We start from the raw sequence: 13,581 nt of genomic DNA, 5'->3' as shown, positions 1-13,581 counted from the left end.
GTTTTCGGGGGTAAATATTAATTTTTGTTAACATAAAAAACACTGCCCTTTGGCAGTGTTTTAAATATTTAGAATAAAGCAAGTTAGATTAGTTAGCAACTTCCAAACGCATCTCTCTGCCTTTGTATTTTTTGTTGTTAATGTTACCCATTACTTCATTTTTGAAGCTTTTTTCTACTTCGAAGAAAGTGAATTTCTCTAAAATTTCAATATCTCCGATGTCAGCTTTTTTACCTGATTTTTTAGTAGACTGATTAATGATATCCAGTACATCTACTTTTTTCAGTTCATCTCTCTTTCCTAGATTAAAGAAGAAACGTACCATGTTTTCGCTTTTCTTTCTGGATTTACGATCCCCACGGTCTCTGCTGCTTCTGTCTCTATCTCTGTCCCTGCCATCTCTGTCACGACTGCGTTCACGTCTGCTTCCTCTTTCAGAATCATCCCTTCCATTAAACTTCTGCTCAGCAATATCATTACGATTTTCGTAGTATAATGCCATGTCACGAAGTTGGAACTGTAATAACTGGCCAACAAGTTCTTCTTTAGTGAAGTTAGAAAGATCTGGAATCAAAGAAGCATCAAATTCAAAATAATTTTCGTGCTCAGAGAATAATTTTTCAAAAACACCTTCTACCTGAGCTTTGATAATCTCTTGTCCTGTAGGAATTATTTTCTCAACAATTTCGATTTTACTCTGGCTCTTAATCTGCTTCAGCTTGCGGCTTTCTTCAGGTTTTATTAAAGCAATGGAAATACCATCTTTTCCAGCTCTACCAGTTCTACCACTTCTGTGTACGAATACTTCAGGATCATCTGGTAAAGAGAAATGTATAACGTGAGTTAAAGAATCTACATCTAGTCCTCTTGCTGCAACGTCGGTAGCAACTAGTATGTCGATGTTCTTTAAACGGAACTTCTTCATTACAGTATCACGCTGTGCCTGAGAAAGGTCTCCGTGAAGTGCATCTGCTGCATAACCATTTTGCATAAGGAAATCAGCAACTTCCTGAGTTTCCATACGGGTACGGCAGAAAATAATAGAATACTGATTCGGGTTATTGTCAATAAGCCTTTTCAAAGCTTCTTTTTTCTGACGATATCCTACTACATAATATTCATGCTTAATGTTCTTCTTAACCTCGTTAATAGAACCTACAGAAATTCTGTGCGGTTTAGTCAAATAATTCTTAGAAATACGTTCTACTTCCTTGCTCATTGTAGCTGAGAAAAGGAAAGTCTGTTTGGTTTCCGGAGTTTCGCTGATGATTGTTTCCAAATCATCTTTGAAGCCCATTGAAAGCATTTCATCTGCTTCGTCTAATACCAACCAGTGAATATTGGAAAAATCCAAAGATTTACGATTGATCAAATCGATAACACGTCCCGGTGTACCAACAATAATTTGCGGTTTCTCACGAAGCGATCTGATTTGGTCATTAATGCTGCTACCACCATATACGGCAACAGTCTTAATATTAGGAAGGTATTTAGAGTAGTTTTTTATGTCTTTTGTAATCTGAAGACATAATTCGCGCGTTGGACACAATACCAAAAATTGGATTTTGCGGCTTGTGTCATCTACCATATCCAAAATTGGAAGGGAAAAAGCTGCTGTTTTTCCGGTACCCGTCTGCGCCAGAGCGATAAGATCTCTAACGTCTGATGATATAAAGGGGATTGTTTGTTTCTGGATTTCAGTAGGGCTCTCGTAGCCTAGTTCACCAATAGCCTTCAGAATTTCAGGACTTAAATTGGTTTCGGTAAATAAATTCATTAATTTCTTAAATATTTTGCAAAGATACGATTTTTAACTTAAACATTTTTTTATAAATACAAAAGCACATCATTTAACTAAGATGTGCTGAGTGAATTACCTTATTTTTAAGATTATTTTTTAAGGAGTTTATTGATGGTTGATTGTATTTCCGGATCGTCCGGAGTGATAGCATAATATTTTGCAATCTTAGATTTCTGATCAATAACCAGATAACGTGGAATCCAGTTAAGATCAATATAATTATTAAAATTATTTTTCCATCCTTCGGAAAACCAGTAGTTTTCTTTTCCTTTCATATTGAATTTTTCAAGGCTTTTGTCAAATCCTTCTCTGTTGCGATCCAATGAAAAGAATACAAAATGAACATCAGGATTGTTTTTTTCCAGTTCTTCTGCCTTTGGCAATGCCAGAATACAATCTCTACACCATCCCGCCCAAAGATCGAGCACAATAACTTTTCCTTTATGTTTACTAAACACATCTTTAATAGACATAACATCTCCGTTTTCAGCAGTAATTTTCTGTGCTAATGCTTCTTTTGTAAATAAGGTCTTTAATACTTTAGGGGTTTGCTGAGCGAAGGTTAAACCGGATAAAATTATTCCGAAAAATAGAATGGCTCTTTTCATGTCTCTTTGAATTGTTATAACAAAGCTATATAAAATATAGGAATTACAGAACAACTATTTTTATCCTATAATAATGCTGTGGTTTCAGAGAATCTGATATTTAATTACTTCCAATAGCTTTTCCTTCGGGGTTTATAAAGATTTCTTCTTAAAAATCAGATTTTAATTTGTCTTAAAAATGAATTAGAGCTAACTTTGCATGAATCTAAATTTATAGTAAAATATGTCAACTTACGTTGTAGTAGGCCTTCAGTATGGAGATGAAGGTAAAGGTAAAATTACGGATGTTCTTTCCGCTAAATCAGATTACGTAGTACGTTTTCAAGGTGGAGATAATGCAGGACATACTGTATATGTAGGAGATAATAAATTTGTCCTGCAACTTTTACCATCAGGTGTTTTACAATGCCGTGGAAAATGTTTCCTTGCTAATGGGGTAGTAGTAAATCCTAAATCTTTCCTGAAAGAAATTCAGCAGATTGAAGATAAAGGAATGAAAACAGATCACGTGTTTATTAGCCGCAGAGCGCATGTGATTATGCCTTATCATATTCTCTTGGATACTTATAGAGAAGAAGAGCAGGGAGGTACGCAGATCGGAACAACCAAAAAAGGTATCGGCCCATGTTACGAAGACAAAATTTCCAGAGTAGGTATCCGTATGGTAGACTTACTAAATCCTGAAATACTAAGAGAAAAGATTGAAAAAAATCTAAAGCTTAAAAATGCTTTGTTCTCCAAATATTTTGATAAGCCGGAAATGGATGTTGAAGAGATTTACAATGAATTTTTAGAATTAGGAGAAAAGCTAAAAGACAGAATTGTAGATACTGAGCTTGAAATAAACGAAGCAATTAAAGAAGGTAAAAATATCCTTTTTGAAGGAGCTCAGGCTTTAATGCTTGATATAGACTTCGGAACTTATCCATATGTTACATCATCTTCTCCTTCTACAGGTGGGGTTTGTACAGGTGCTGGTGTTCCGCCAACATCTCTTCAAAACCTTATTGGTGTGGCAAAAGCTTACTGTACAAGAGTAGGAAACGGACCTTTCCCTACAGAATTGGATGACGAGCTTGGAGAAAATATCCGTAGAATTGGTGGTGAGTTTGGAGCTGTAACCGGAAGGCCAAGAAGAACAGGTTGGTTAGATCTTGTTTCTTTAAAGCATGCTTGTATGATTAACGGTATCAACAATCTTGTAATTACTAAATTAGATGTAATGACAGGTCTTGGTAAACTAAAGATTGCTACACACTATAAAACTGAAGATGGTAAGATCATTGATTACTTCACTTCTTCTACAACCAAGTTATATAACTATGAGCCTATCTATGAAGAATTAGAAGGTTGGGATGAAGATATTACTACAGTAAGAAGCTATGACGAGCTTCCTGCAACAGCTAAGAAGTATATTGAGTTTATCGAAAAATACTTAGGTATTAATGTTTACTTAGTTTCTGTAGGACCAGAGCGTTCTCAGAATATTATCAGAAAAGAGCTTTTCTAAGAAAAAAGAAATAGCAGAATTATATAAAAGTTCCGGAAAATATTTTCCGGAACTTTTTTTATTAAAAAATGATGGGGATAAGTGTTTATAAGGTTAATATTATTCTTAATCCAGGGTTTTTGAATATGTATTTTGAGAAAAAAGTTATTATTTGACAAATACTTATTGGATTTTAACAATTTTTTGGAATAAATTTTGATTTGAATGATGCATATGTGTTAATTTTTTTATTTAATCATCAAAACCACAAATCTATGAAGCCATTCCAACATCTGAACCACGAGTTCGCTTTGAATGAAATTGTTTTTGAAAACAGAAACAAATTTTATGGTGCCTATGACCTGAGAAATCGGGCAGGGCAGTATATGAATAGGGCCCTTTTTTCTGGGATTCTTTTCTTTGGTGCACTGACAGCAGCGGCTATAATTTATACCAATCTTGCAAATTCAAAAGTAGTTGAAGTTCCGCCGCCAACATTATTTAATGGGGTTATTGTTAATGAACCTCAGGATCCTGTAAAACCAAAAGATCCGGAACCAGTTCAGCCACAACCACAAAAAGTTGTAAAGACAATTGATACTCAGGTGCCAACTCCGGTAAATAATCCACCAATTGAGAAGATTACGACGAAGGTACCACCAGATGCTGTTTCTGGAACACAGAATGTAGAAGGGCCAGTTGCAACGAATCCAAATATTCCGGCTCCGACAATTAAAACAACTCCAGGAAATGAAATTGTACCTGCTCCACCACAACCAAAGATTTTATCGAATGATCCTGCTACTGTTGTTGATGTTGAAGCTGCTTATGTTGGAGGATTGGATTCTTTCCGTAATAAGATTAAAGAGAACTTTGACGGAAGTGTAATGGATGGAACAGAAGGTGTTATTAAAACAATGGTAACCTTTATTGTAGAAAGAGATGGTACAATTACCAATATAAAAGCAGATGGCCCTAACAGAGATTTTAATGCAGAGGCTATTCGTACGATAAAATCAGTAAAAGGCAAATGGAATCCTGCTAAATTGGAAGGTCAGAATGTAAGATCTTATTTCAGAATTCCGGTGTCTATGAAATTTGAATAAATTTTACCAGATAAAATTGCTATAATTATCCACAAAGAGTTTTTTTTGTGGATAATTTTTTTAAGGTATAAAGCCTTGTTTAACAAATATTTAACAAGATCACGTCTTTTGTGATAGGCGTTAGCATTAAAAAAATTGTATTTTTGAATCTTAAATCTTGAAAATGGGTAAAATAATAGGAGTGGCAAACCAAAAAGGAGGCGTAGGAAAGACAACTACATCTGTTAATTTAGCTTCTGCATTGGGTGTTTTAGAGAAAAAAGTTTTACTAATAGATGCTGATCCACAGGCTAATGCAACTTCGGGCTTAGGAGTTGAAGAAGTATACAATTCTACATATAATGTTTTAGAAAACAGTAAGAATGTACGCGAATGTATACAGAGAACCACTTCTCCTAATCTGGATATTATGCCGTCGCATATTGACTTAGTTGCGGCTGAAATTGAACTCGTAGATAAAGAAAGACGTGAGTACATGCTGAAAGAAGCATTGAAGGAGATTAAAAATGATTATGATTACATTATCATCGACTGTGCTCCGAGTCTTGGACTTATTACGATAAACGCATTAACTGCTGCGGATTCAGTAATTATTCCTATCCAGTGCGAATATTTTGCTTTGGAAGGTCTGGGTAAGTTACTTAATACCATTAAAAATGTTCAGAGAATTCACAATCCGGATCTGGATATCGAAGGTTTATTGCTTACAATGTATGATAGCCGTTTAAGATTGTCTAATCAGGTTGTTGAAGAAGTTAATTCCCATTTCCCGGATATGGTATTCAGTAGTATTATCAACCGGAATGTAAGATTGAGTGAAGCGCCAAGTTTTGGAGAGTCTATCATTATGTACGATGCCGAAAGTAAAGGAGCTATACAATATATACAGCTTGCAGAAGAAGTTTTGTTGAAGAACGAGTCAAAAACCAAAAAGAAGAGAGAAACCATTGAAAGATAAGAAAAGAGCCATGGGGCGTGGTTTAGGTGCTATTCTTAGCGCTGAAACCAAAGGCACAGTAAACTCAGCAACGGATGCCGGTGCGGAGCAGTTAGTGGGCAATATAGTAGAGGTGTCTATCGATGATATATATCCCAATTCTAGTCAGCCACGTACTTATTTTGATGAGAAGGCACTTAATGACCTTGCTCAGTCTATTCTGGCTTTAGGTATAATTCAGCCGGTAACACTACGTAAGGACGGAGATAAATTTGAAATTATCTCCGGAGAACGTCGTTTCCGCGCCAGTAAGATCGCCGGTCTGAAAACAATTCCGGCTTATATAAGATTGGTGAACGATCAGGAGCTATTAGAGATGGCTCTTGTAGAGAATATACAGCGTGAGGATTTAGATGCCATCGAGATCGCACTTACCTACCAAAGGTTAATTGATGAAATAGGTCTTACCCAGGAAAATCTTAGTTCCCGTGTCGGAAAAGAGAGAAGTACCATTACCAATTCATTGCGTTTGCTAAAGCTTAGTCCTGAAATTCAGGGAGCTATCCGAAGTAATGAGATCTCAGCTGGTCATGGCCGTGCCTTGCTAAGTCTTCAGGACGAAGCACAACAGGAATTACTTTATCAGAAAATTGTTAAAGAAAACCTGAATGTTCGCCAGGCAGAAGAGCTTGTAAACAAATTAAAGAACAGTAAACAAAAAACTGTTAAAGCCATAAAAGAATTACCTAACCATTTGAAGAAAGCACAGAAAAGTATTTCCGATGCATTGGACTTGAATGTGGAAATTAAATCTGTTGGAAAAGGTAAAAAAGGTAAAATTATTTTAGATTTTGCTTCAGAAGAAGATCTGGAGAGAATTTTGAAACTTATAGGGGAATGAGACTTTCGTTCCGTAAATACCAGCCACTAAAAGTGGTTAACGAAAAATAGACGAATGAAAAAATTAATTGTTTTTTTTAGTACGCTTATCGTTGTATTTTGTTTTTCTCAGGAGAAAGTCAATGATACAATAAAAAGCCCTTCGGTTACAGATACGCTTAGTGCTAAGAAAACACCAGATGATGTTATGAAAGACATCAATATGGTAAATGCAGCTCCCAAAAAAATAATTGAAATAAGTCCCACAAAAGCAGGATTATATGCTGCAATATTACCGGGATTGGGGCAGGCTTATAATAAAAAATACTGGAAAATTCCTATTGTTTTAGGGGCTATCGGTACAGGAGTAGGAATTGCAATGTGGAATGATAAGCAATACAGACGTTATCGGGAAGCTTTTATTGCAGAACTGAATGGTCAGAAGCATGAGTTTTCCGGAATTGCAGGAGTGACCAAAGACGTACTGGGACGTACACAGGATAGGGCCAAGCGACAGAGAGATTATGCAATTGCTATTACAGCTGGAGTTTATCTGTTGAGTATTATAGATGCGGTGGTAGATGCCCATTTAGCTCCAATTAAGAATGATCCTGATTTGGCATTTGCACCAGTGGTTATTATGGATCCTACGGGGTTTGAGCCTTCTAAGCCTGGCATAGGAATACGATACAGATTTTAAAATATTCGAATAAATTATAATGAAACCTTACAGGTGATTTTATCTTAGGATAATTGCCCGTAAGGTTTCATCAGATCAATAAAAAATAAAAGTTATCTAATGAAAATAGCATTAGTAGGTTACGGTAAAATGGGTAAAATTATCGATGAGATAGCCCAGAAAAGAAGCCATGAAGTCGTAGCCAGATTAAAAGAAACACCAACAGCTGATAATCTGAACAATCCGGATGTTGTTATTGAATTTTCTAACCCGGAAGCAGCTTATGAAAATATAAAAAACTGTTTGGAACTTGGAATTCCTGTAATATGTGGAACAACAGGCTGGCTTGAAAAAAAACCTGAAATAGAAAGATTAGCAGTTGAAAAGAATACTGCATTTTTATACGGATCCAACTTTAGTTTAGGAGTAAACTTATTTTTTGCACTTAATGAAAGGCTGGCAAAAATGATGAGTCCTTTTCCTGAATATGACGTTCAGTTGGAAGAGATCCACCACATTCATAAATTAGATGCTCCAAGTGGTACAGCGATTACATTGGCAGAAGGAGTTATTGGAAATTCAGGTTTTGAATCATGGAAATTAGAAGAAACGAAAGGCAAAGAATTAGGTATATTTGCTATTCGTGAAAATGAAGTTCCGGGTACACATAGTGTATATTACCGTTCGGAAGTGGATGAAATTGAGATCAAGCATACAGCTTTCAACAGAAATGGCTTTGCTTTAGGTGCAGTTGTTGCTTCAGAGTGGATCAAAGATAAAAAAGGTGTTTTCACCATGAATGATGTGTTGGGTTTGTAACATTTACCCCGAAATTATAACTAATCATTTGAAAAAATAAAGATTAATCAAATCAGAAACTGATGAATTACGTTCTTACATATTGCTTTTATGTATTAATCCTGAGTGTATTAATGGGGATTTCTACATGGAAGCTGTTTAAAAAAATGGGATATAATCCTATTTTTGCATTTATACCTTTTTACAATTATTCAATAATACTGAAGGAAACTGAGCACCCTAAATGGTGGTCAATATTGTCGTATTTACCAATTGTAGGACCCATTATGATGTCCGTTTTTCATTTATTTTTAATGAAGAAATTTGGTAAGGTTTCTTTTGTACAAAGAGTTCTTACGGTTGTACTGCCTTTTATCTACATGGCGGTAGTTAACTATTCAAAAGATACAGAAATCTATAAAGAATTTTTACTGCAGGGAGAAGAGGAAGGAAAAAAGAAAGATGGTTTCTGGGGTTCTGTTGTGTATGCTGTTGTTTTTGCAACCGTTATTCACACGTTTATAACCCAGCCGTTTGGCGTGCCTACCGGCTCTATGGAAAGAACAATTCTGGTTGGAGACTTCTTATTTGTAAATAAACTGAACTATGGTTACCGTTTTCCAATGAGACCTGTGGCAATTCCTTTCTTACAGGGAACTATAGGAGGAAGTGCTAACCCTAAAAAAGCTACGAAATCTTACGTAGATGGTGTGAAGCTTCCTTATTTCAGACTTCCGGGTTGGGAAAAGGTAGAAAGAAATGATATCGTAGTATTCAACTATCCTGGAGACTCTGCACACGTTGCAATAGATCGTAAAGATCCTTATGTAAAAAGGGTAGTAGGTGTTCCGGGAGATGTTATTGAAATGAGAAACGGTAGATTATTTGTGAATAATCAGCCTGAAAAAATAATGGGTGATGCAGAAGTGCAGCATTCTTACTTAGTATATACTTCTTCTGCATTGGATGTAAACCGTCTTTGGAAAGTATATGGCTATTTGCCTCTACAGGAAGGAGAAATGCCTACCGGAGGATATGTTTATCAGTTCCAGGGATTAACAGATAAAACTGCTGCTGAAATAAAGAGCCTTCCGGAAGTAACCAAGATGGAAGAAGTCATCAATCCGAAAGGAGAAGCTGCAATTAGCTATTATAATCAGGAAACTAAAGCTAAAATCGATACAGCTCAATCTATATTCCCTATTAATAAGCCATGGAATGCAGATCAGTATGGTCCGCTTAAAATTCCTAAAAAGGGCGATGTTGTCGCTGTAAATAAGGATAATTTACCGGAATACCAGTGGATTATTCATAAGTATGAAGGTCATAAACTGGAAAATAAAAATGGTAAAATCTTTATCGATGGTAAAGAATCTAACCAGTATACTATAGAACAGGACTATTACTTTATGATGGGGGACAACAGAGATGCTTCCCTTGATGCCCGTTTCTTTGGATTCGTTCCGGAGCAGTACATCGTAGGTAAGCCTATGTTTACATGGTTAAGTGTACAGGGTGTTTTTGATGAAGGACCAAAGAAAGTTCGATGGGATCGTATGTTCAAAGCATCTAATACCGGCGATATGAACAAAACATCTTATTGGTGGATTGCTGTACTCGTATTGGTATTGTTCTTTGGATGGGATTATTTTACTAAAATGTTTAAGAAAAAGAAAGAAGATGAATAATGTACTTCTTCCGATATTCTACCTGCCGCCAGTACAGTGGTTTGCAGAGTATCTGGATGAGAATAATGATGTTGTATTTGAAGAGTGGGAAAACTTCCCTAAACAAACCTATAGGAACCGTACAGAAATTTATGGTGCCAATGGTAAGCTTGCGCTGATTATTCCAACCAAGCATACCGGAAGCAGGTTGTATAAAGAAACGGAGATTTCTTATGCCGAGAATTGGCAAAAGCTGCACTGGAAGTCAATTAAAACGGCTTATCAGAGTTCTCCTTATTTCGAGTTTTACGAGCACCAGCTGGAAGATATTTATTCCGTTCAGACAGAAAGTTTAATGGAATTTAACCTTCGGGCTTTAAATATTATTTTAAAAATACTGAAAACTGAGAAAGCGTTTGCATCTACTTCCACGTATGAAAGAGAACCTGAAGCTACTGACTTTAGAGATTCATTTTCAGCAAAGAAGAATACAGACTCAGCTTCAAAAGAATATTATCAGGTATTTTCGGATAAGTCAGGCTATATTCCAAATTTGTCTATTGTGGACTTATTATGCAATCTTGGCCCGGAATCTGCAACATACCTTAAAAATTTTAAATAAAAAGTTATGAGAAAATTCTTTATAAGTGCTGCTTTTCTGACAGCATTTACTTTTGGTTTTTCACAGGAAACCTCCGATAAGCAAAATAAGGATCTGGAAACCTGGTATCATAAAGATTTTGCAACAACCAAAGTTTACGGAGTTAATACTGAAAAAGCTTATAAGTTCTTAGAATCAAAAGGACTAAAACCACAAACGGTAATCGTTGGTGTTTTGGATAGCGGAGTAGAGGTGGATCATCCGGGACTTATAAAGAATATGTGGGTTAATACCAAGGAAATACCAGGTAATGGAATCGATGATGATGGCAACGGATATGTAGATGATATCCACGGCTGGAATTTCCAGGGTGGTAAAAATGGTGATGTGGATGTAGATACTCAGGAAGTCACCAGAGTAATTCAGAAATACAAACCTCTTTTTGAAGGAGCTGATTCAGCTGCAAATAAAGCTAATCAGGCAAAAATGCCTGCCGAATTTGATCTGTATATGAAGTCGAAAGATATTTATACAGCTAAGAATGGTGAAGCACAGCAATACTATGTGTTTTATATGGAGCTGAAAAACAGAATTCCAGCAATTGTAGGGTTATTGGGAGGTAAGGCATTAACACCGGAAAATGTAAAGGCTATTGTGCCTAAAGATGGTCTTGAAGCTAATTATGTAGGTATTCTGGATAATATGACAAAAGACGGTGATCTTGCTGGTAAAAGTGGTAATGACCTACAAAAAGTTTTCTCAGAACAAATAGAGGATGGTATAAAGCATTATAAAGTACAGGCGACTAAACAGTTTAATCTGGACTATGATCCACGCTCTATTGTAGGAGACAACTATAATGATATAAATGAAACAAAGTATGGTAACAACCATTATGAAGGGCCAGATGCAGAACACGGTACCCATGTTTCAGGGATTATTGCAGGTTTACCAAATGGTAAAGAAGTTCAGTATGGAGTAGCTTCCAGAGTTGCCAAGATTATGACGGTAAGAGCTGTTCCGGATGGTGATGAACGTGATAAAGATGTGGCTAATGCTATCCGCTATGCTGTAGATAATGGCGCAAAAGTATTGAATATGAGCTTTGGAAAGCCTGTTTCTCCGGGTAAAGACAAAGTATGGGAAGCATTTAAATATGCACAGGATAAAGGTGTACTTTTAGTAAAAGCAGCTGGTAATGAAAATGAAGACATTAGTGAGCATGTAGCTTTTCCTACCAATTTTAAAGATCCTGCGGATGAAAAGCCTTTTGTAAATAATGTAATTGTTGTTGGAGCAAGTACAAACGATAATAGTAAATTGAGAGCTTCATTCTCCAACTATAACCAGAAAATGGTAGATATTTTCGCTCCTGGTGAGAAAATATATTCTACAGTACCGGATGGTAAGTATAAATACCTTCAGGGTACCTCTATGGCTTCACCAGTTGTTGCCGGAGCTGCTGCTGTTTTGTTAGCTTATATGCCGACACTTACACCTGCCCAAATTATTGAGGCAATTGTAAAAACAGCGAATAAGTCTACAGCAGATGCTGGTATCGAAGGACGTAAGGTAAATAATACATTCAATTACATGTCCAGATCCGGAGGCGTAATGGATCTTTATAAGGCAGCAGAATATGCCTATAATAACTTTTACACTTCAGGGAAAAAGCTTCCTGTAAAATCTAAAACAAAGGTTAAGAAATAACATGAAAAAAAACATCTTCACACGAAGATGTTTTTTTTTGATTTCGGAATTTTTGGCACAATTTTTTATTACCTTTATATAAATAAACAATTTATGAAAAATCTATTACTTACGGGATTGTTTGGCTCTATGGTAGCCGTTTCCTGTTCAACAGCAAATCAGGCACAGAGTGCACGTAATGACAATTACAGTTTAAAGGGTACCTGGCAGATTACTAATGTAGATTATGATAAAAACTATAAGATCAAACCTTTCGATGAGGGAGTTGATATTAATTGTTTCGTTGGTAGCCAGTGGAAATTGGTTCCGAACAATAATACAGGATCTTATTCTATTTCGGAAGCAGCTTGTCCAGGTGTAAACACTCAGTTTAAGTTTAACGTAACAACTGACAGACAATTCTCTTTCAAGAAAATTCCAAACGGAACTAAAGCAAAAACTGTAACAGCTGGTTATTTCCTTCAGTTACAAAATCAGTCACCAGATTCATTTGAGCTAGTACAGACTGTTGGAGATTCTTCCACACCGGTAAACGTTGTATACCATTTCCAGAAAATTAACTAATCTACTTTAAAATTAAAAAAAATGAAATATTTAAATAAATCAAGCGTAGCAGCTTTATTCCTGTCAGGAAGTTTATTACTAACTAGCTGTGAAGCTGTACAAAATGCTAATAATACACAGAAAGGTGCAGCTATCGGTACTGCTGGTGGTGCTGTACTGGGAGGTATCTTAGGAAACAATATCGGTCGTGGTGGTAATGGTGCCATCGGTGCTGTATTAGGTGGTATTCTTGGTGGTGTTGCTGGTGGTGTTATCGGTAACAAAATGGACAAGCAGGCTAGAGAAATCAACCAGGCTTTACCAGGTGCTGAAGTAGAGAGAGTAGGAGAAGGAATTAAAGTTATCCTTAACGAAAATACAATTAACTTCAACTTCGACTCTGCAACACTTACTCCAACAGCTAAAGCTAACTTAGATAAGTTGATCCCTGTTTTCAAAAACAACCCGGATACTAATATCAATGTTTACGGACATACAGATGCTAAGGGTACAGATTCTTACAACATCGGATTATCTGAAAGAAGAGCAAACTCTGTAATCAGCTATTTCGTTGCTAATGGTCTTTCAAGAGGTCGTTTTGTAGCAAAAGGTATGGGTAAAGCAGAACCTATTGCTACTAATGATACTGATGCAGGAAGAGCTCAGAACAGAAGAGTAGAGTTTGCAATTACTGCAAATGATAAAATGATTCAGGACGCTAAGCAAGGTAGATAATTAAGCCTTTTTAGCTTTGATATAAAAA

Annotated in this window: 13 protein-coding genes; 11 read left to right on the top strand and 2 right to left on the bottom strand. The window is 36.2% G+C overall.

From position 1 onward, the window contains the following. Positions 1–88: 88 nt before the first annotated feature. Positions 89–1,777: a DEAD/DEAH box helicase gene (locus AYC65_RS10175; protein WP_034869053.1), complete on the bottom strand. Its 1,689-nt coding sequence runs from the start codon at positions 1,775–1,777 to the stop codon at positions 89–91. Positions 1,778–1,890: 113 nt separating this feature from the next. Continuing rightward, positions 1,891–2,409, bottom strand: a complete 519-nt coding sequence (locus AYC65_RS10170) for a TlpA family protein disulfide reductase (protein ID WP_034869052.1) — start codon at positions 2,407–2,409, stop codon at positions 1,891–1,893. 223 nt (positions 2,410–2,632) lie between these two features. Between AYC65_RS10170 and AYC65_RS10165 the strand changes: the two genes are divergently transcribed. From AYC65_RS10165 to AYC65_RS10115, 11 genes are all read left to right on the top strand, one after another. Continuing rightward, positions 2,633–3,919, top strand: coding sequence for an adenylosuccinate synthase (locus AYC65_RS10165; RefSeq protein ID WP_034869050.1), 1,287 nt, complete (start codon positions 2,633–2,635; stop codon positions 3,917–3,919). A gap of 254 nt (positions 3,920–4,173) precedes the next feature. Then, positions 4,174–5,004 carry an energy transducer TonB gene (locus tag AYC65_RS10160; protein ID WP_034869048.1) on the top strand — a complete coding sequence of 277 codons (831 nt, stop codon included), beginning with the start codon at positions 4,174–4,176 and terminating at the stop codon, positions 5,002–5,004. Positions 5,005–5,167: 163 nt separating this feature from the next. Next, positions 5,168–5,962, top strand: a complete 795-nt coding sequence (locus tag AYC65_RS10155; protein WP_034869047.1) for a ParA family protein — start codon at positions 5,168–5,170, stop codon at positions 5,960–5,962. Then, positions 5,952–6,842, top strand: coding sequence for a ParB/RepB/Spo0J family partition protein (locus AYC65_RS10150; RefSeq protein WP_078404769.1), 891 nt, complete (start codon positions 5,952–5,954; stop codon positions 6,840–6,842). The genes AYC65_RS10155 and AYC65_RS10150 overlap by 11 nt, the downstream gene beginning before the upstream one ends. Before the next feature lie 54 nt (positions 6,843–6,896). After that, on the top strand, positions 6,897–7,520 hold the full coding sequence (locus AYC65_RS10145) for a DUF5683 domain-containing protein (RefSeq protein ID WP_034869044.1): 624 nt from the start codon (positions 6,897–6,899) through the stop codon (positions 7,518–7,520). Positions 7,521–7,619: 99 nt separating this feature from the next. Next, positions 7,620–8,318, top strand: coding sequence for a 4-hydroxy-tetrahydrodipicolinate reductase (dapB, locus tag AYC65_RS10140; protein ID WP_034869043.1), 699 nt, complete (start codon positions 7,620–7,622; stop codon positions 8,316–8,318). 62 nt (positions 8,319–8,380) lie between these two features. Next, positions 8,381–9,985, top strand: a complete 1,605-nt coding sequence (lepB, locus tag AYC65_RS10135) for a signal peptidase I (protein WP_034869041.1) — start codon at positions 8,381–8,383, stop codon at positions 9,983–9,985. Beyond that, positions 9,978–10,586, top strand: a complete 609-nt coding sequence (locus AYC65_RS10130) for a WbqC family protein (RefSeq protein WP_034869040.1) — start codon at positions 9,978–9,980, stop codon at positions 10,584–10,586. Before lepB ends, AYC65_RS10130 begins: the two co-directional genes overlap by 8 nt. A 6-nt stretch (positions 10,587–10,592) precedes the next feature. Then, on the top strand, positions 10,593–12,275 hold the full coding sequence (locus AYC65_RS10125) for a S8 family serine peptidase (RefSeq protein ID WP_034869038.1): 1,683 nt from the start codon (positions 10,593–10,595) through the stop codon (positions 12,273–12,275). Between the two features lie 93 nt (positions 12,276–12,368). Continuing rightward, entirely contained in the window at positions 12,369–12,839 is a 471-nt protein-coding gene (locus AYC65_RS10120) for a lipocalin family protein (protein WP_034869249.1), read from the top strand. 21 nt (positions 12,840–12,860) lie between these two features. Beyond that, positions 12,861–13,553, top strand: a complete 693-nt coding sequence (locus tag AYC65_RS10115) for a YiaD family glycine zipper/OmpA-like lipoprotein (protein WP_034869037.1) — start codon at positions 12,861–12,863, stop codon at positions 13,551–13,553. The last annotated feature ends 28 nt before the right edge of the window (positions 13,554–13,581 follow it).

This window comes from Elizabethkingia bruuniana, assembly GCF_002024805.1.
GTDB classification, from domain to species: Bacteria; Bacteroidota; Bacteroidia; order Flavobacteriales; family Weeksellaceae; genus Elizabethkingia; species Elizabethkingia bruuniana.
The sequence above is the reverse complement of the archived record's forward strand: the minus strand, read 5'-3'. Positions and strand labels throughout refer to the sequence as shown.

Bases quoted from the DNA above. Each gene is read 5' to 3' on its own strand.
- AYC65_RS10175 (WP_034869053.1), bottom strand. From the start codon at position 1,777: ATGAATTTATTTACCGAAACCAATTTAAGTCCTGAAATTCTGAAGGCT.
- AYC65_RS10170 (WP_034869052.1), bottom strand. From the start codon at position 2,409: ATGAAAAGAGCCATTCTATTTTTCGGAATAATTTTATCCGGTTTAACC.
- AYC65_RS10165 (WP_034869050.1), top strand. From the start codon at position 2,633: ATGTCAACTTACGTTGTAGTAGGCCTTCAGTATGGAGATGAAGGTAAA.
- AYC65_RS10160 (WP_034869048.1), top strand. From the start codon at position 4,174: ATGAAGCCATTCCAACATCTGAACCACGAGTTCGCTTTGAATGAAATT.
- AYC65_RS10155 (WP_034869047.1), top strand. From the start codon at position 5,168: ATGGGTAAAATAATAGGAGTGGCAAACCAAAAAGGAGGCGTAGGAAAG.
- AYC65_RS10145 (WP_034869044.1), top strand. From the start codon at position 6,897: ATGAAAAAATTAATTGTTTTTTTTAGTACGCTTATCGTTGTATTTTGT.
- dapB (WP_034869043.1), top strand. From the start codon at position 7,620: ATGAAAATAGCATTAGTAGGTTACGGTAAAATGGGTAAAATTATCGAT.
- lepB (WP_034869041.1), top strand. From the start codon at position 8,381: ATGAATTACGTTCTTACATATTGCTTTTATGTATTAATCCTGAGTGTA.
- AYC65_RS10130 (WP_034869040.1), top strand. From the start codon at position 9,978: ATGAATAATGTACTTCTTCCGATATTCTACCTGCCGCCAGTACAGTGG.
- AYC65_RS10125 (WP_034869038.1), top strand. From the start codon at position 10,593: ATGAGAAAATTCTTTATAAGTGCTGCTTTTCTGACAGCATTTACTTTT.
- AYC65_RS10120 (WP_034869249.1), top strand. From the start codon at position 12,369: ATGAAAAATCTATTACTTACGGGATTGTTTGGCTCTATGGTAGCCGTT.
- AYC65_RS10115 (WP_034869037.1), top strand. From the start codon at position 12,861: ATGAAATATTTAAATAAATCAAGCGTAGCAGCTTTATTCCTGTCAGGA.